This is a genomic window from Flavobacterium granuli, assembly GCF_900129705.1.
In the GTDB taxonomy this organism is placed as follows: domain Bacteria; phylum Bacteroidota; class Bacteroidia; order Flavobacteriales; family Flavobacteriaceae; genus Flavobacterium; species Flavobacterium granuli.
The window spans coordinates 366334-382873 of the sequence record NZ_FQWO01000002.1 but is presented as its reverse complement, the minus strand read 5'-3'; the positions used below and the strand labels follow the sequence as shown (position 1 = coordinate 382873).

Annotated in this window: 16 protein-coding genes; 5 read left to right on the top strand and 11 right to left on the bottom strand. The window is 35.7% G+C overall.

What is annotated here, in order from left to right; all coding sequences use genetic code 11:
• Positions 1–19 precede the first annotated feature (19 nt).
• Positions 20–1039, bottom strand: coding sequence for a phenylalanine--tRNA ligase subunit alpha (gene pheS / locus BUB25_RS04610; RefSeq protein ID WP_072941068.1), 1020 nt, complete (start codon positions 1037–1039; stop codon positions 20–22).
• Between the two features lie 109 nt (positions 1040–1148).
• Positions 1149–1505: a hypothetical protein gene (locus BUB25_RS04605; protein ID WP_072940713.1), complete on the bottom strand. Its 357-nt coding sequence runs from the start codon at positions 1503–1505 to the stop codon at positions 1149–1151.
• 149 nt (positions 1506–1654) lie between these two features.
• Between BUB25_RS04605 and BUB25_RS04600 the strand changes: the two genes are divergently transcribed.
• The gene (locus BUB25_RS04600) at positions 1655–2158 is read left to right on the top strand and encodes a CvpA family protein (protein ID WP_072940710.1); all 504 of its coding nucleotides are present in this window, start codon (positions 1655–1657) and stop codon (positions 2156–2158) included.
• Positions 2159–2183: 25 nt separating this feature from the next.
• Here BUB25_RS04600 and BUB25_RS04595 read toward each other — a convergent pair whose 3' ends face one another.
• The 8 genes from BUB25_RS04595 to BUB25_RS04560 form a co-directional block, all read right to left on the bottom strand.
• The gene (locus tag BUB25_RS04595; RefSeq protein WP_072941065.1) at positions 2184–2930 is read right to left on the bottom strand and encodes a tetratricopeptide repeat protein; all 747 of its coding nucleotides are present in this window, start codon (positions 2928–2930) and stop codon (positions 2184–2186) included.
• Positions 2931–2974: 44 nt separating this feature from the next.
• Positions 2975–4720: a BatD family protein gene (locus BUB25_RS04590; protein WP_072940707.1), complete on the bottom strand. Its 1746-nt coding sequence runs from the start codon at positions 4718–4720 to the stop codon at positions 2975–2977.
• A gap of 132 nt (positions 4721–4852) precedes the next feature.
• Positions 4853–5629, bottom strand: a complete 777-nt coding sequence (locus BUB25_RS04585; protein ID WP_072940705.1) for a tetratricopeptide repeat protein — start codon at positions 5627–5629, stop codon at positions 4853–4855.
• A 53-nt stretch (positions 5630–5682) separates the two neighbouring features.
• Positions 5683–6717, bottom strand: coding sequence for a vWA domain-containing protein (locus BUB25_RS04580; protein WP_072940702.1), 1035 nt, complete (start codon positions 6715–6717; stop codon positions 5683–5685).
• A 58-nt stretch (positions 6718–6775) separates the two neighbouring features.
• Positions 6776–7777 carry a vWA domain-containing protein gene (locus tag BUB25_RS04575; protein ID WP_072940699.1) on the bottom strand — a complete coding sequence of 334 codons (1002 nt, stop codon included), beginning with the start codon at positions 7775–7777 and terminating at the stop codon, positions 6776–6778.
• Entirely contained in the window at positions 7777–9405 is a 1629-nt protein-coding gene (locus BUB25_RS04570; RefSeq protein ID WP_072940695.1) for a hypothetical protein, read from the bottom strand. Before BUB25_RS04570 ends, BUB25_RS04575 begins: the two co-directional genes overlap by 1 nt.
• Before the next feature lie 54 nt (positions 9406–9459).
• The gene (locus tag BUB25_RS04565; RefSeq protein WP_072940692.1) at positions 9460–10323 is read right to left on the bottom strand and encodes a DUF58 domain-containing protein; all 864 of its coding nucleotides are present in this window, start codon (positions 10321–10323) and stop codon (positions 9460–9462) included.
• Between the two features lie 72 nt (positions 10324–10395).
• A complete protein-coding gene (locus BUB25_RS04560; protein ID WP_072940689.1) occupies positions 10396–11400 on the bottom strand; it encodes an AAA family ATPase in 1005 nt (334 codons plus the stop codon).
• Positions 11401–11612: 212 nt separating this feature from the next.
• Here BUB25_RS04560 and BUB25_RS04555 point away from each other — a divergent pair, with 212 nt between their 5' ends.
• Both BUB25_RS04555 and BUB25_RS04550 read left to right on the top strand, forming a co-directional pair.
• Entirely contained in the window at positions 11613–12485 is an 873-nt protein-coding gene (locus BUB25_RS04555) for an aldo/keto reductase (RefSeq protein WP_072940686.1), read from the top strand.
• A 45-nt stretch (positions 12486–12530) separates the two neighbouring features.
• Positions 12531–13283 carry an SDR family NAD(P)-dependent oxidoreductase gene (locus tag BUB25_RS04550; protein WP_072941062.1) on the top strand — a complete coding sequence of 251 codons (753 nt, stop codon included), beginning with the start codon at positions 12531–12533 and terminating at the stop codon, positions 13281–13283.
• 74 nt (positions 13284–13357) lie between these two features.
• On the opposite strand, the gene BUB25_RS04545 is transcribed toward BUB25_RS04550, so the two are convergent.
• On the bottom strand, positions 13358–14155 hold the full coding sequence (locus BUB25_RS04545) for a DUF4382 domain-containing protein (protein WP_244533806.1): 798 nt from the start codon (positions 14153–14155) through the stop codon (positions 13358–13360).
• Between the two features lie 159 nt (positions 14156–14314).
• Between BUB25_RS04545 and BUB25_RS04540 the strand changes: the two genes are divergently transcribed.
• Positions 14315–15454, top strand: a complete 1140-nt coding sequence (locus BUB25_RS04540) for an ATP-binding protein (RefSeq protein ID WP_072940679.1) — start codon at positions 14315–14317, stop codon at positions 15452–15454.
• Positions 15455–15780: 326 nt separating this feature from the next.
• A complete protein-coding gene (locus tag BUB25_RS04535) occupies positions 15781–16506 on the top strand; it encodes a metallophosphoesterase (RefSeq protein ID WP_072940676.1) in 726 nt (241 codons plus the stop codon).
• Positions 16507–16540: the final 34 nt, after the last annotated feature.

The following is a 16540-nucleotide window of genomic DNA, read 5'->3' as shown; positions in this document are numbered from 1 at the left end:
TATTTTGCTTATTGAATTTTTAAATGCTTGCCTTAAATTGCTCTAAGAAACGTACATCATTTTCATAGAACATTCGGATATCACCAATTTGGTATAACAGCATGGCGATACGCTCAATTCCCATTCCAAAAGCAAAACCGTTGTATTCGTCCGGATTAATACCACAGTTTTTTAACACATTAGGATCAACCATACCGCAACCCATAATTTCTAACCAACCTGTTCCTTTGGTGATTCTATAATCGGTTTCTGTTTTTAAACCCCAATAAATATCCACCTCGGCACTTGGTTCAGTAAAAGGAAAATAAGAAGGGCGCAAACGAATTTTTGACTTGCCAAACATCTCTTTGGTAAAATACAACAAGGTTTGTTTCAAATCAGCAAAAGAAACATCTTTATCAATATACAATCCTTCTACCTGATGAAAAATACAGTGAGAACGGGACGATACGGCTTCGTTTCTAAAAACTCTTCCCGGAGAAATAGTACGAATAGGCGGTTTATTATTTTCCATATAACGCACCTGAACAGACGATGTATGCGTGCGCAACAAAATATCTGGGTTTGTTTGAATGAAAAAAGTATCCTGCATATCTCTTGCCGGATGGTATTCTGGTAAATTCAATGCAGTAAAGTTATGCCAGTCGTCTTCGATTTCCGGACCTTCAGAAACATTAAAACCAATGTTTGAAAAGATATCGATAATTTGGTTTTTTACCAATGAAATAGGGTGACGGGAACCAATAGAAATAGGTTCTGACGAACGCGTCAAATCACCGTAAAAACCCTTTGATTCTTCTTTACTTTCTAAAGCTTCCTGTATGGCTTTAACTTTTTCCTCGGCAGAAGTTTTTAGCAGATTAATTACTTGCCCAAATTCCTTTTTTTGTTCATTAGGAACGTTCTTGAATTCGGCAAAAAAATCTTTCAAAATCCCTTTATTTCCCAGGAATTTGATTCTAAATGCTTCTAATTCGGCTGGGTTTTGAGTAGAGAAAGCTTGTGCTTCACCAATATATTCTTTTATCTTGTCTATCATTTTCATCCAATAATTGAGAGTGCAAATTTAGGAAATTTGTTTCAGGTTTAAAGTTTAAAGTTTAAAGTTTCCGTTCTTTAATCAAAATTCTGCCCTCATAAATCTTAAATTAATCTATAAGTTCTTTTTCTAGGAAATAACTAACAATGGCTTCTTTCATTAAAACCGACTGTTCCCCAGCTTTTAAAGGTGGTAATTCCTCTTTTACCCTATAATGAGGCCAACCTTCCTCGTCAAAAAATTCAAATTCATAGAATCCATAAGGCTCTAATAATCGGCAAATGGCGATATGCATCAGGTTTAATTTCTCGTCTTTTTTAAATTCACGGTGAATTTTACCCAATTCCTGAACTCCTATTAAGTAGATAATGGCGTCCAAATCTAAATCTTCGCCTTGTGAAAATTGATTGGAAAGTATCGTAACAAGCTGTTCCCAGCGTTCTTTAAGTTGTGTATCTCTTGACATTTTGATTTTTAATTATAGATTAACGATTTTTGATTGTAGCTTTTCAAAAAAAGAATCGAATTATTTTAGCAAAGATACTAACTTGAAAATTGGCATCTGATGTTTGATAATTCTTTTATATTTGCCGTTTTATTTAAAACAACGAAAAAATGGGTTTTTTGGATATTATTTTAGGAGGATTACTTGCTTATGCTTTATACAAAGGAATCCGCAACGGCCTTTTTGTTGAGATTGCTTCTCTAATCTCGCTATTGGCTGGAATTTATTTTGCGGTCAAATTCTCATCGATTATCAAAGGAATGCTTTCGGGTTTTGTTTCCTGGAATCCTCATACGGTTCAGGTAACTGCTTTTATTCTTACTTTTATTGTAGTGGTTGTTGGTATTTATATGTTGGGGAAATTCTTTACCAATCTTGCCGATTTTGCCTATCTGGGTTGGATCAATAAAGCAGGTGGCGGTTTCTTTCGCCTGTTAAAAACGGTACTGATTATCAGTGTAGTTTTGACCGTTTTCGAAAAAATAAATTACAAAAACTTCTTAGCCAAAAAAGAAACGCTAGACAATTCCATTTTCTATAATCCGATTCAAAAAACAGCGGGATTCATCTTTCCTTCGATCGAAAAATGGTATGATGAGGCAAAGAAAAAGTAATCTATTACAACCATAAGAACAGAAGCTATTTCACTTCCTTAATTGCACTACTTTCAATCCAGCCTTCGGTACCGTCTGTCAATTGAATTTTTTTCCAACTGTCCAAGGTTTCTTTGACGAACACTTTAGTGCCTTCATGCAATACGAAAACATTAGCCGCTCGTTTTTGCGGTTCGCTTTTCATATCTACCATTTCGGCAAAAACCACTGCAGGTCTTTCGTTTTTAGCATGGCTTTTTTCAAAAATCGCAGCCGCAACACTCACAAGAACCAGTGACAACATCAGGAACATTCCCAAGAAGAAAATTCTTTTAGAAAGTGAAATTTGAGAAAAATAATAGCCACAAAAACACAATAAAAACAATACCGAAAATGATATGGAAATCCACCCCCAAGTATTGTATTGATAAATTCCCGTAAAATCACGCAGCAGCTTGCCAAAACCTACTTTTGGAATTACTTTTATTTCATCGATGGTTCTTTTTTGGGCAAATTTCAGGTTGTTTAGTATTTCGCTGTCGTTTGGACTGAATGTCAACGCTTTTTCGTAGTTATAGATTGCCGGAGCCACCTTATTGAGTCTGTAATAGCAATTCCCTAAATTAAAAAACAATTCTGCCGATTGTTGTTTGTCGATATTCAAAACACTTTCATAGGCTTCAACTGCCTGTTCGTATTTTGCGTTTTTATAAAAATCATTCCCTCTTTCAAAGCCATTTTGAGCAAAGAAAACTTGGGTTGTCAGTAATAATATATAAAGTATATTTTTCATTTTATTAGTCATAAATTGTCCACTTGCCATTTATAAGTCTAAAATTATATCTGTTTTTCTAGTTCAGAAATAATCAAAACCGCTTTGTCAAAATCCTGCTGGATTGTTGCCGTTGACGAAGGCGCATATCGGGCCACTTCGCAATTCTCAGTAAGAGCAATAAAATCATTCACCGCTTCTGGTTTTGCATTTCTGTTCAACAGCAATTCCTTGATATTATCCTTGCTCATTTCTGAGGTTTCTATATGCAACTTGGCCTTCAAGAAATTGTGCATTGCTTTTTCAAGCGCAACATAAAATGGTTCTTTATTGTTGATTTGTTTTTTGGCCTCCGATAAATATTTCTTGGCTAATTTATTATTCATCTTAATTCTATTCCCAACAATATCCCCATCAATGGCCTCTTTTTTATTCTTGAACAATACAATTAACGGCAATATCAAAAATGGCGCAAATAATAATCCCAGATATAAATTAGACCCAAAAAAATCATTCTCGGCAACCGGAACAAGATCCGTTTTCAGTTTAATGAATTTAAATTGTTCGTTACTCGTAATTTTATTTTTATCAGGATTAGCACTAGCAACCGCCCTTGTGTCTGTAGGTCCGTCAAGAACGTTGATCATTATCTCGGCAGAACTGAGTGTCTTATAGGTTCCGGATCCCAAATCAAAATAAGAGAACTGCATCGGTTTAATAGGATAATTCCCTTTGTATTGCGGTATAATGGTATAACTATCCGAGATTTTTCCGCTCATTCCGGCCAGTGACGTATTTACCTGTTCGTTATGAACTGCATCATACATTTCTAATGCATTAGGAACTACCGGTTTTGGTAAATTAAATAATTTCATATTCCCTTTACCGCTGACGCTCACCACTAGATCAAGGCTTTCTCCGTTTTTAAGATTGGTTTTACTAGGAGTCACTTTAAAGTCAAAATTTCCTACAGCTCCCGAAAAATCAGCTGGTTTTCCCGCTTCGGGTAATGCTCTAACTGCAATGGTTTTTGCACCGGCTGAAACCCTTTTACTATCTTCTTTCAATACCATTTGCCCAAACATATTCCTGCGATTGGTTGGTAATTGAACGTCTATATCCAAAGACAGCGGTTCTATCTCCAGCTTTCCTGATTTTTGAGGATACAGTACTGTTTTTCTTAAAACCACATACCTGTATTTCTCGCCTTTGAACATGCCTTCCTCAGCAACAAGTTTCTTGATGTCAATATTTTGACTCCAAAAATCATTATACTTCGGCTTATTGAGTTCCCTCCAATTCGTTATCCCAATATTATAACTGAAATATAATTTATAAACTACCGTAATAGGCTCGTTGATATAGGGATTTGTTTTAGAAATATCGGCAACGAGATAAATATTGTTGTCTGCAGAAATACTGATATCATTTGGATCCTTTGGCAGTTCAACAGCTGCAGTAACATTAATTTTTATGGGCGAAGTTTTATATACTCTCCCATTATATTCAATAGTAGCCTGCTTGATGACTAAACTTCCTTTTTGATTAGGCAAAAGATAATAAGTGTACACTTTTTCAAAAGAACTCCTTCCATTTACCCATGACTGACTTACTTGCTGCATTGGCCCTCCTACAACCCTAAACCCATCAAAAGAAGGTTCATTAAAATTATCTCCATCAATATTCATGAAAAAATCTACTTGTAGCCTTTCGTTCAATCCCAGCGTGGTTTTGCTTACTTTAGCTTCAAATTGCACTTGAGCCAAAAGTCCTTGAAAACTTAACAGTAATAAAATTAAATGTCTTTTCATTTTTTTTTCCTCTCCCCAACCCTCTCAAAAGTGAAGGTGTCAAAAACGGAGCATATTTATGTTGTTATTTTAAAAATTCTAATTGTCTAGTATCTATTACACAGTATCTCATTGGAAAATCCTTTAAAAAATTTACCAATCTTTCTCTGTTTTAGTTGGCTTTCCTTTTACTTTTTGGGCATTGACTTTATTTTGAATTTTCTTTTCTTCATTGTTTACAGCATCCAAAAGACTTTCTAATCTTTGTTTGGAAATTCCTCCGGGCATCGGTTTTGGTTCCCCTTCATCTTTAGGCTTATCGTTTTTGTCTTTGCCGTCTTTCTTATCCTTATCCCCTTTATCGTCTTTCTTATCTTTATCCTTGTCTCCTTTATCGTCCTTTTTGTCCTTCTCCCCGTCCTTTTTATCGTTCTTCTTATCCTTGTCTTTTTTGTCTTTGTCCATATTTTTATCGTCTTTTGGAGGGTTTTCCTTCAACAACTTTTTGGCCAAAGCATAATTATACCTCGTTTCTTCATCGGAAGGATCGTTACGAAGCGCATTTTTATAAGCCGCTACGGCTTCTGTATAATTTTTTTCTTTCATAAAAACATTGCCCAGATTATGAAAGGCTTTGTGTTTTTCAGGTCTTGTTTTACTATTCTCAATCGCTTTTGCATAGGCTAATTTAGCTTCGCCAACTTGATTTTGTCTGTATATTGTATTCCCTAAATTATAAGTAGCAACACTTCTATTTGGAAATTTAGAGTTAGAAATCCTGTAATTGGCCTCCGCATCAACAAATTTATTTTGAGCATATTCTGCATTCGCCTCTGGTAAATTTTTATCCTTTTCCTGGGCAAATATATTCCCCAGCCCTAAAAAAAGAAGCGCCAAAAAGCAAAATAGATTTATTTTAAAATTTTTCATTTTTATTAAATTATGTTAATCCATCAAAGCAAGCCTTTTGATGGAATCGACATTTACTTTTCATCGTTAAATAAATTCAACCTCTTCACCCAGCTTGTTTTTCTTTCTAATAAAAAGAGATCCAAGAATAACAAAACAAATCCAAATCCTAGAAACCATTGAAACTGCGATTGAAAATCGGCCATTTGTGTAGCTTCAAACTCCGTTTTTTGGATTTTATCCAAAGTGTTTTTTACATATTCCAAAACTTCTTTGGTATTACTCCCGTCAACATAACCTCCTTTTGTGGCTTTGGCAATCGCTACCAGACTGGCCTGGTTTAATTTTGTCACAACCACTTCGCCATTATTATCTCTTTGATAACTTTCAACGATTCCGTCTCTTTTCAAAGGAATGGTTCCTCCTTTTTCAGTACCAACTCCTATAGTTATGATTCGCATTCCTTGCGCATTGGCTTCTTCTGCCGCTGCTTGAGCACCTTCCGAATGATCTTCACCATCTGAAATCAAAATCAATAATTTGCTGGTTTTACTTTTATCGTCAAAATAAGTCGCCGATAATTTTATAGCCTCATCCAATGATGTTCCTTGAGATGAAACCATTCCGGTATTCATACTTTGCAGGAACATTTTGGCCACACTATAATCCGTCGTTATAGGCAACACAGGGAAAGCACTTCCGGCATAAGCCACAATTCCTATTCGGTCATTGCCTAGCTGGTTGATGATTTGCGAAACAATTTGTTTGCTTTTTTCTAATCGGCTCGGGGCAATATCCTCGGCAAGCATACTCTTGGAAACATCCATCGCAAAAACGATGTCGATTCCCTCGCGTTTTACCGTTTCCATTTTGGTTCCAATTTTAGGATTTACCAATCCCAAAATTAAACCCGCCATAGCCAAAAGAATCACAATCAATTTGAAAACAGGCTTAAAAACAGAACGCTCTGGACTTAATTTTTTTATTAAATCCAAATCCCCAAATTCACGTTGCTTTTTTCTTTTCCAATATAAATTGAACAAGAACAAAAGCACCATCAATGGCAATATAAAAAGCAGGTATAAATATTTTTTCTCGTCTAATTCCATTTTTCTTTTAGTCTCCGTTTTCAGTCTTGCTCCCTATATCGACAGAAAACTTATTTAATTAAATAAAACTTCTATAAACCGTATTTCTCAAGCCTATTTCAGCCAACAACAACAATCCGGCAAACCAAACAAAAGCTCTGTACTTTTCATCGTAATCATAGAACTTTAATTCCTCTATTTCGGTGGTTTCTAATTTATTGATCTCGGCATAAATCTCTGCCAACTTACTGTTACTTGTGGCTCTAAAATATCTGCCATCGGTTTTTTTAGCGATGCTTTTCATCAATTGCTCGTCAATTTCCACTTTCATCATTTGAAACATCAATTCCCCATTTGGAGCTATAGCATATGGAGATAAGGCCATCCCATTTGTTCCCAGTCCTATGGTGTAAACTTTTATCCCATATTGCTTGGCAATATCCGAAGCGGTTTCTGGCTCAATAAAACCTGCATTATTCACACCGTCCGTCAAAAGAATAATAACCTTGCTCTTAGCTTTACTGTCTTTCAGACGGTTCACGGCAGTGGCTAATCCCATTCCAATTCCTGTTCCGTCCTGCAAAACATTATCGTATTTTATACTCTTAATGGCTTCCTGAATGACTGCTTTATCGCTGGTTACCGGAGTTTTGGTATAGGCTTCAGAAGCATAAACCACTAATCCAATTCTATCATTTGGTCTTTCATCAACAAAATCAGCCGCGACTCTTTTCAGGGCTTCCATTCGGTTTGGTTTCAAATCTTTGGCAAGCATACTGCCCGAAACATCGACTGCCATAACGATGTCGATTCCTTTGGTCGTTTTTGTCTTATTGCTAATGTCAACCGTTCTGGGCCTTACCATAGCTACAATCAAAGAACTTAAGGCTAATAATCTTAGAACGTTTAAAAAAGGTTTCATCCTCGCTAAAAAAGAAGTTGACCCCTTGAATCCTTCTATCGAACTCATTTTTAGAGTTGCTGATTGATGGTTTCTTTTATAAACCAGCCAAATAATGGCAAGTGGAATCAAAAGAAACAACCAAAAAAACTCCGGATTTAAAAAAGTTATTTTCTCCATTATTTACTCAGTTGTTTTAATTCTACAGAGTTCAAAACCCGTTCAGAAATTTCATTTGCATAGGTATCGCCTTCCTTGTGAAGGATCATAATTTGCTGCAATCCGCCATCTTGTCCAAACAACAAAATTTCATAATACACTTTTTCGCTACTCTTGCTGTCTTTATTCATTTGAGAAAAAGTTCCGTATGCTTTTTGACCGCTAATTCCTTCTCCGGTATCAAAATCTTCTTGTTTCACAATCATGTTTTGCGCTCCCTGAGATTCTAAAGTTTGAATCGTAACATCAATCGATTTCTTTAAATCAATCTCTGTTTCCTGTTTGTATTTCAACGTAGAAACCATCAGATAAAAATTATCCGTAAAACTACCATAGGCAAAAGATTGCATTTCTTTGACCAAAGCCAATCCTTCTTTAGGCAATGATTTTGTCAAATCAATTCTTTTAAGCACTTTGGGCGTCTCAATGCTTACACCCGGATTCCCATAAGTACTTTTCACCCATTCTCCTTCCAGCAATTCTTTGGTTGGATGACCTATAATATTGTCTTTTACATAATCAAATCCTTTGGTTGCAATAAAAAATAGCGTCGTTCCTATTAGTAAAAAAAGAACGGCTGCCACCGAAACAGCAATGCGTCTGTTTCTCTTTTTCTTCAACTGCATTTGAATCTGTTTTTGTCTTTGAGCCTCGTTGAGCAATGTGTCTTCTTCCAATGTAACTTCTACAGGAATAGAACTATCCAATGTTAAAATGGCTTTTTGTATTTTATTTCGATCTTCGGTAATTTCGTAATCCAAAGGTTTCGATTTGGCAAATTTCACTAAATCGGCCTGTTTCAAAACACGTTCAAGATTTTCGATTGTTTCCTGGGAAACTGTCATTTTCTTTTTGACAGAAGCGGCTCTAAGTCCAACTATCAACTCCGAAGTAGTGCTTTCCATGGCCGGAATTTCAATGGCTTCCTCAATATAATTTCGGGCAATATCAGTCAGTTCACTATAATAAGCTTTCACTTCGCCTTTTTGCCAAAGTTCCTTTTGTTCCAGCGTATTCAATAAACTGGTTGCTTTTTCTATCGGTGTTTTATAAACCTCTTGTTCAATTTTTTTCTTTTGTTGTTTTTTGACAAACCAATACACCAATGCGCCAATACCCAGAATTAATGCCAGAATAAAAAGATATTTCCACCAAACGGACATCGAGCTTTTTACAGGAACGATATCCTTAATGTCATACATTTTTTGTTTTAAGGTATCCACTTGTACATTGGCCACTTCAACCGAAAGCGAATCCGTCATATAAGGTTTGCTATTGATGAAAATCTTTATGCTCGGGATAACATATCTGCCGGAATCAAACTGGGTTAAACCATATTTTTTGATTAATTCATAGCGGCCACTGCTCTTTACCGTATCAACGGGATACGACTGAATTACTTCCAGAGCCCCGATATTTTTCAGATTTGGAAAAACCACTTTAGCCGAGGATTCTACCGTAGTTTTTAGCGTCAATTTAAACTCGGCACCAATCTTGTTTTTTGTTGTATCGATACTTGTTTCCACCTTTTTTTGGGCAAAAACAGCAGTCGAAAGAAGTAATAACAGTAGGTATAATTGTTTTTTCATGTTTTATCAAGTTAACCCTGTCAGGGTTTAAAACGCTGACAGGGTTAGGTTTCGTTATCTCGATTTAAAATAGCCTAATAATTTAGTCACATAGCTTTCATCAACTCTGGTGTTAACGATCCCCGAGCCGGATTTCCTAAAGGTTTCCTTGAAATAACTTACTTTATCATGATAATATTTCTCATAATTCAATCGAACTTTTTTGGAACCGGTATCAATCAATTGCGTTTCACCGGTCTCGGCGTCAAGCATGGAAACCATTCCTATATTGGGCATTTTTTCTTCTCGAATGTCGTATACGCGAATTCCTGTGATATCATGCTTTTTTGATGCTATTTTTAAAGTATGCTCATAATCTTCGGCCATGAAATCAGAAATCATAAACACAATGGCTTTCTTTTTTTGTGTGCTCGACAAGAATTTTAAAGCTTGGGCAACATCTGTCTTATGGCTTTTAGGCTCAAATTCTATCAACTCGCGAATGATGCGCAGCACATGCGATCTTCCTTTTTTGGGCGGAATGTATAATTCTATTTGATCAGAAAATAATATCAGCCCAATTTTGTCATTGTTTTGTGTAGCCGAAAAAGCCATTGTAGCGGCAATTTCGGTAACGATGTCTTTCTTGAATTGGTTTTTGGAACCAAAACTTTCAGAACCCGAAATATCAACCATCAACATCATGGTTAATTCACGTTCCTCCTCAAAAACTTTTACATGGGCTTCGTTGTAACGCGCCGTTACATTCCAATCGATAGCACGAATATCGTCACCATATTGATATTGTCGAACTTCGCTGAAAGTCATTCCGCGTCCTTTGAAAGAGGTATGGTATTCGCCCGAAAAGATGTGATCACTCAATCTTCGGGTTTTTATTTCTATTTTACGTACTTTTTTTAATAGCTCTTTTGTATCCATAAGTTCAGTGTTCAGTGTTTAGTGGTCAATAATCAGTTACTGCTAACTGAATACTGATTACTGCAAACTAAATTAAGGTACTTCTACTTCGTTTATGATTTTATTGATGATATCGACCGAAGTCACATTTTCAGCTTCTGCCTCATAGGTAACCCCAATTCTGTGACGTAATACATCATGAACCACAGCGCGAACATCTTCCGGAATCACATAACCGCGACGTTTGATAAAAGCATAACATTTGGCCGCATTGGCTAAGTTGATACTTCCACGTGGCGAGGCTCCAAAACTGATTAATGGTTTTAAATCGGCCAATTTATATTTTTCAGGGTAACGTGTGGCGAAAATAATATCCAAAATGTATTTCTCTATTTTTTCATCCATATACACTTCACGAACCGCTTCTTGGGCACGCAAAATTTGTTCTACAGAAACTACTTGGTTTACTTTCTCGTAGCTTCCTTTTAGATTTTGACGAATTACCATTCGCTCTTCATCAATTTTAGGATAGTCAATAACTGTTTTCAACATGAAACGATCGACTTGGGCTTCCGGAAGCTGATAGGTTCCTTCTTGTTCAATTGGATTCTGCGTAGCCAAAACCAAGAAAGGTCTGTCTAACTTAAAAGTAGTGTCTCCAATGGTCACCTGTTTTTCCTGCATCGCTTCCAATAATGCTGATTGCACTTTGGCCGGTGCACGGTTAATCTCATCTGCAAGTACGAAATTGGCAAAAATTGGTCCTTTTTTTATGGAAAATTCATTTTGCTTTATGTTATAAATCATGGTTCCCACAACGTCGGCAGGCAATAAATCAGGTGTAAACTGTATTCTGCTGAACGAACCGTGAACGGCCTGCGAAAGTGTATTTATCGCTAATGTTTTTGCTAATCCCGGAACTCCTTCCAATAATATATGTCCTTGGCCTAAAAGCCCGATCAACAATCGTTCTACCATGTGCTTTTGACCCACAATCACCTTGTTCATTTCCATACTAAGGAGATCTATAAAAGCACTCTCTCTTTCAATTTTCTCATTGATTGCTCTAATGTCTACAGTCGCTGTATTTTCTTCCATATTATTATTTTTAAACCCTTGAATTGTACCCCTTTCTTTTGGTAGTGCAAATTGAATTTTTTTTTAGAAGGAAGATGTTAAAAAATGGTTAAAACTTCAATTTATAGCCTAATTTTAAGGATGAATTATGATTCAATTTTTATATTTTTAAGAACTTTGAAAAATATACTTCAAAACAGAGAATTTACACTTTTTAATAAAAAATAAAACCCATGAGTAAAACAACATTATCACCTATTATTGCTGGCACCATGAATTGGGGAGTTTGGGATAAAAACCTCACGACAAAGGAAATGGAAAACATAATTCATGTATGTTTAGAAAATAAAATAACCACCTTTGACCATGCCGACATCTATGGCTCCTATACCACCGAGGCTGATTTTGGAAAAGCATTTTCTTCAAGCAAAGTTGCTCGAGAAAAGATACAACTGATTTCGAAATGCGGTATCCAAATGCTAGCGGAAAACAGAAACAACAAAATCAAACATTATGATTATTCCAAATCACATATTATTGCCTCAGTAGAACAGTCTTTAAAAAACTTACAAACGGATTATCTGGATGCTTTTTTGCTTCATAGACCAAGTCCATTGATGCAAGCCGACGAAATTGCAGAAGCGGTAGAAAAACTAAAAACCGATGGAAAAATTATTGATTTTGGACTTTCTAATTTCACTTCATCACAAACAGAATTAATTCGCCAGAAAATAAATGTTAGCTACAATCAGGTGCAATTCTCTGCGACTAATTTTGAACCTATGATTGACGGTAGTTTTGACTACATGCAAGCTCATAACATTCGTCCAATGTCATGGAATCCGTTAGGAATTGTTTTCAGGGAAGACATCCCACAAACCCACCGTTTGAAAAAATTATTGGGAACCTTAGTATCGAAATACAGTCTGGGTGCCGATACCATTTTACTTGCCTGGATTTTAAAACATCCTGCAAGAATAATTCCAATTGCCGGAACCGTAAACGTGGCCAGAATACAATCTTTGATGAAAGCAGTCGAATTAGATTTGGATAAAGAAGATTGGTTTGCCATTTGGGCCGAAAGCAGAGGAGAAGACGTGCCATAAAACAATGGTAAATTTAGGATACAAAAAAATCAGATGTATAAAACCATGAGTAAAACAGTCCTTATCACTGGTGCCACCAGCGGAATTGGTAAAGCAACAGCACAACTATTAGCCCGAAATAACTATAAAATTATTCTTTGCGGAAGACGAGAAGACCGCTTGATTGAACTCGAAAGAGAACTTTCTAAGCATACTGAAACCCATACTTTACTATTCGATGTTCGGGACAAAAAAGCTGTTTTTGAAAGTATTTCTTCTTTACCCGATGCCTTTTCTAATATTGATATCCTTATCAATAATGCTGGAAATGCCCACGGTTTAGACCCAATTCAAAACGGAGATTTAGACGATTGGGATGCCATGATTGACATTAATGTAAAAGGCCTTTTGTATGTTTCTAAGGTCATAATTCCAAGAATGATCGAAAAAAAATCAGGTCATATCATAAATATTGGCTCCACCGCTGCCAAAGAAGTGTATCCAAATGGAAATGTATATTGCGCCACAAAACATGCCGTTGATGCCATCAATCAAGGAATGCGAATGGATTTGAATGCTTTTGGAATAAAGGTGGGCGCAATTCATCCCGGAATGGTCGCTACTGAATTCAGCGAAGTGCGTTTTAAAGGAGATACAGACCGAGCTGCAAATGTTTATAAAGGCTTTGATCCTTTGCAAGCAGAAGACATTGCTGACATCATTCATTTTGTGATTTCAAGACCTTATCACGTCAATATTGCCGATTTGATTGTGATGCCCACAGCTCAGGCTTCTTCAACAATAGTAAAAAGAGATTAATTTTTACCACTTCTAATTTACGATCATAAAAAAAACAGCTATAACTAGCTGTTTTTTTTATGAAAACTAATTTTTTACAATGGTTTCAAAACTAAAGTTTGATCACCAACATCGGTACTTGCTCCATTGACTACTACTACATTTTCGATGGTTTTTATTGCATATACAGAAGTTAGCCCAGGATCTAAACTTAGCGTATATATCCCAGACGGAACCCCGTTTAAAAGAAAAGCTCCCGTTTCTAAATTCATAAATGTTGAGATAGTTCCTCCCTCAACAGGAATTGACACTACAACCGCAAAGCCTGCCGGAAATGGTGAAGGACTGATAATTCTCCCTTTAATGCTTCCTGTATTTTCTTTTGTAGAAACTCTAACAACTGGGTGTAAGTTATAACTACCCGAGCTTCCTGCTTGCACTACTACCGAATGCGCTACATCAAAGTCCAATAAAAACTCATAGGATTTACCCGCTTCTAAGGTTTGATTTACTTTTAGCTTCAAACCTGATTGTTGAGCACTGGGTGTTTTTAAAGGATAACTTACCCCTCCCTTAACAACCGTATTTTGGTCCCCAAGTAACAGTCGAATTTGTCCTAAATTTCCAGAAGAAACCAAATTATCTGCTAATAAAACATTGACTCCTCCTGTTAAATCTAACAAATTATAAATTTTTCCTTCGCCTACATGGGCTACATCACCAAAGCTTATCCATCCCTGATCATCTTCATTTGAATTGCTTTTAATCAAAACATCCAAAACCTCCACATTCACTTCATCATAATCTCCGGGAGCATCCACCATACGAACACTAACCCTAGACGTTTCTGATGAATCATTAGTATCATTACATCCCCAAAAAAATAATCCCATCAAGGTAATTGCAAAAAAAACTAAGACGCAAAATTTCATCCTTTTCATATCTTTAATTATTAATTATTAGTATATTAACAACGTTAAAAAAACAGAAAAATTACACTCTAAATACTTCAGTTTATTTATTACATTTTTAATTATCCTATTCTTTACCCGATGATCAACAAACGCCTACTAGTAAAAAACCTGCTCGCGCACAACGATGAAAACAGTTTTTATGATAAAAAAAGGCAATTGAATTTACACACTCGAGAAGGAAAAGCAAAATTTCTGAAACACATTTGTGCGTTATCTAATTCTAACCCTTTAAACAATTCTTATATTGTGGTGGGTGTCGAAGATCAGGACAATGACATTGTAGGCGATGATTTTTTTGACGATAGCCGAATTCAGAACCTCGTGAATGCCTATCTGGAAAATCCGCCTAAAATTCAATATGAAAACATTCCATTTCCCAATCTTTCAAAAGATAAGGTCGTGGGTTTAGTAACTATAAAACCTAAAAAGAAAACTTCTCTTTTTAAAAAAGGAATTCATACGATTCCTGCTAACAGCATTTTCATCAGACGAGGAAGCAATACGACACCTACCGAAGGCACGGTTGAAAAAAATTATCAAAATGTAGAAACCGTCCTAAGTATTGAAAATATTTCCAGAAACAACATCAAATATACTTTGGATGGCGTATTTGACTTTATGAATTACCGCCACAAAGACATGTCCCCAAAATACAAGGTTTTTAAGGAATTATTTGTCATTTGCTGGGCTGGAATCCCTAAAAAAGTACGAGATAAAATCTATCTTTCCCGAGTGGACATTGAATTGATAAATGAGCAAATCAAACTGTTTTATTCGACACAGGATGTGGTTACCATTAGTTGTGATGAGGATTCATTTACAATTACGGAATACCTTCCTTTGGGTTTAAATGACCGAACAAGTTATTATCCATTAGAAGAAAAAACAATATATTTCTATGAAAATGGCTATTATAAAATTGAAAATAAAATGCTTTTTCAACCGCCAGAATTCAATAGAAAAATGCTTTACCATATCTACAACTCCAATATCGCTTTGTTGAGTAAGTTAGAAAAAGGGTTTTCTTTAAATGAAAGAGAACATAAAGATTTAGAGAATTTGCCCTCGACATTTATGATTTGTTACCTCAACGGTTTTGAAGAAGCCAAAGAGAAACTAATTGATGCCAAACCTTTTTTGAAACCCTATCCACCAATCTATCTCTCCTTTAAGGAAGCTATGCGTATCTTAAGAAAAATGAAGTATGATGTGCCTTAAACTCAAAATTTTACCAAAGGACATGACTTTCCCTTTCAATCCTAAACGGAATCTCTTAATTATTTATGCTGATTGAATTAGCGGTAACGTTCTACGCAAATAAAATGTCATTGATCAGATTGCAAACTATATGAACCAACAGTAGTGTAAAAGCAATAATTGCATTCATTTTTAAAGCTTTAATTTTTTTATAAATATAATTCTATTTTGTTTTACAAGCAATCACTAAATTTAGTGATATTTCATGCTGTAAAAAACCTATAGAAAAACGCTGTCTTCCTAAGTCTTTTGCGTAATTTTATGAAATATTATAGAGAACACAACAAATGAGAACATTAGTAATAGGTGACATTCATGGTGGCTTGCGAGCATTACATCAAATCATGGAAAGAGCCAAAGTAACCTCAAAAGACCGTTTAATTTTTTTGGGGGATTATGTAGATGGCTGGAGTCAATCTCCTCAAGTCATCGATTTTTTGATCCAGTTAAGAACAACTAACGACTGCATTTTCATCAGAGGCAACCATGACGATTTATTACTCCATTGGCTAAAAGACAATAAAGACAATCTCTTATGGCACAAACATGGTGGTGAATCTACTGTTACAGCCTATGAATCAGTAAATGAAGAAAGACGTCAAAGACACATTGAATTCTTACAATCATTAGAAGATTACCATCTGGACGATAAAATGCGCTTGTTTATTCATGCCGGATTTACCAATATGAATGGAGTAGCCTATGAATACTTTCCCGAATCCTTTTATTGGGACAGAACATTATGGGAAACTGCTTTAGCTCTAGACAAAAGCATAAAACCTTCGGATGTATTATATCCAAAAAGACTTACCTTATACAATGAAATCTACATAGGACACACGCCAGTTTCTCGCATTGGTGAAACCGTTCCTGTACAAATGGCTTGCGTATGGAATATTGACACCGGAGCTGCTTTCAAAGGCCCTCTGACTGTTATGGATGTTAATAGCAAAGAATTTTGGCAAAGCGAACCCTTAAATAATTTGTATTTTGATGAAAAAGGTAGGAATTAGTTTATTTAAACTATTTTTGTTGAAATTTAAAATT

Excerpts from the sequence above, each read along its gene's own strand:
- pheS (WP_072941068.1), bottom strand. The coding sequence starts at position 1,039 with ATGATAGACAAGATAAAAGAATATATTGGTGAAGCACAAGCTTTCTCT.
- BUB25_RS04605 (WP_072940713.1), bottom strand. The coding sequence starts at position 1,505 with ATGTCAAGAGATACACAACTTAAAGAACGCTGGGAACAGCTTGTTACG.
- BUB25_RS04600 (WP_072940710.1), top strand. The coding sequence starts at position 1,655 with ATGGGTTTTTTGGATATTATTTTAGGAGGATTACTTGCTTATGCTTTA.
- BUB25_RS04595 (WP_072941065.1), bottom strand. The coding sequence starts at position 2,930 with ATGAAAAATATACTTTATATATTATTACTGACAACCCAAGTTTTCTTT.
- BUB25_RS04590 (WP_072940707.1), bottom strand. The coding sequence starts at position 4,720 with ATGAAAAGACATTTAATTTTATTACTGTTAAGTTTTCAAGGACTTTTG.
- BUB25_RS04585 (WP_072940705.1), bottom strand. The coding sequence starts at position 5,629 with ATGAAAAATTTTAAAATAAATCTATTTTGCTTTTTGGCGCTTCTTTTT.
- BUB25_RS04580 (WP_072940702.1), bottom strand. The coding sequence starts at position 6,717 with ATGGAATTAGACGAGAAAAAATATTTATACCTGCTTTTTATATTGCCA.
- BUB25_RS04575 (WP_072940699.1), bottom strand. The coding sequence starts at position 7,777 with ATGGAGAAAATAACTTTTTTAAATCCGGAGTTTTTTTGGTTGTTTCTT.
- BUB25_RS04570 (WP_072940695.1), bottom strand. The coding sequence starts at position 9,405 with ATGAAAAAACAATTATACCTACTGTTATTACTTCTTTCGACTGCTGTT.
- BUB25_RS04565 (WP_072940692.1), bottom strand. The coding sequence starts at position 10,323 with ATGGATACAAAAGAGCTATTAAAAAAAGTACGTAAAATAGAAATAAAA.
- BUB25_RS04560 (WP_072940689.1), bottom strand. The coding sequence starts at position 11,400 with ATGGAAGAAAATACAGCGACTGTAGACATTAGAGCAATCAATGAGAAA.
- BUB25_RS04555 (WP_072940686.1), top strand. The coding sequence starts at position 11,613 with ATGAGTAAAACAACATTATCACCTATTATTGCTGGCACCATGAATTGG.
- BUB25_RS04550 (WP_072941062.1), top strand. The coding sequence starts at position 12,531 with ATGAGTAAAACAGTCCTTATCACTGGTGCCACCAGCGGAATTGGTAAA.
- BUB25_RS04545 (WP_244533806.1), bottom strand. The coding sequence starts at position 14,155 with ATGGGATTATTTTTTTGGGGATGTAATGATACTAATGATTCATCAGAA.
- BUB25_RS04540 (WP_072940679.1), top strand. The coding sequence starts at position 14,315 with ATGATCAACAAACGCCTACTAGTAAAAAACCTGCTCGCGCACAACGAT.
- BUB25_RS04535 (WP_072940676.1), top strand. The coding sequence starts at position 15,781 with ATGAGAACATTAGTAATAGGTGACATTCATGGTGGCTTGCGAGCATTA.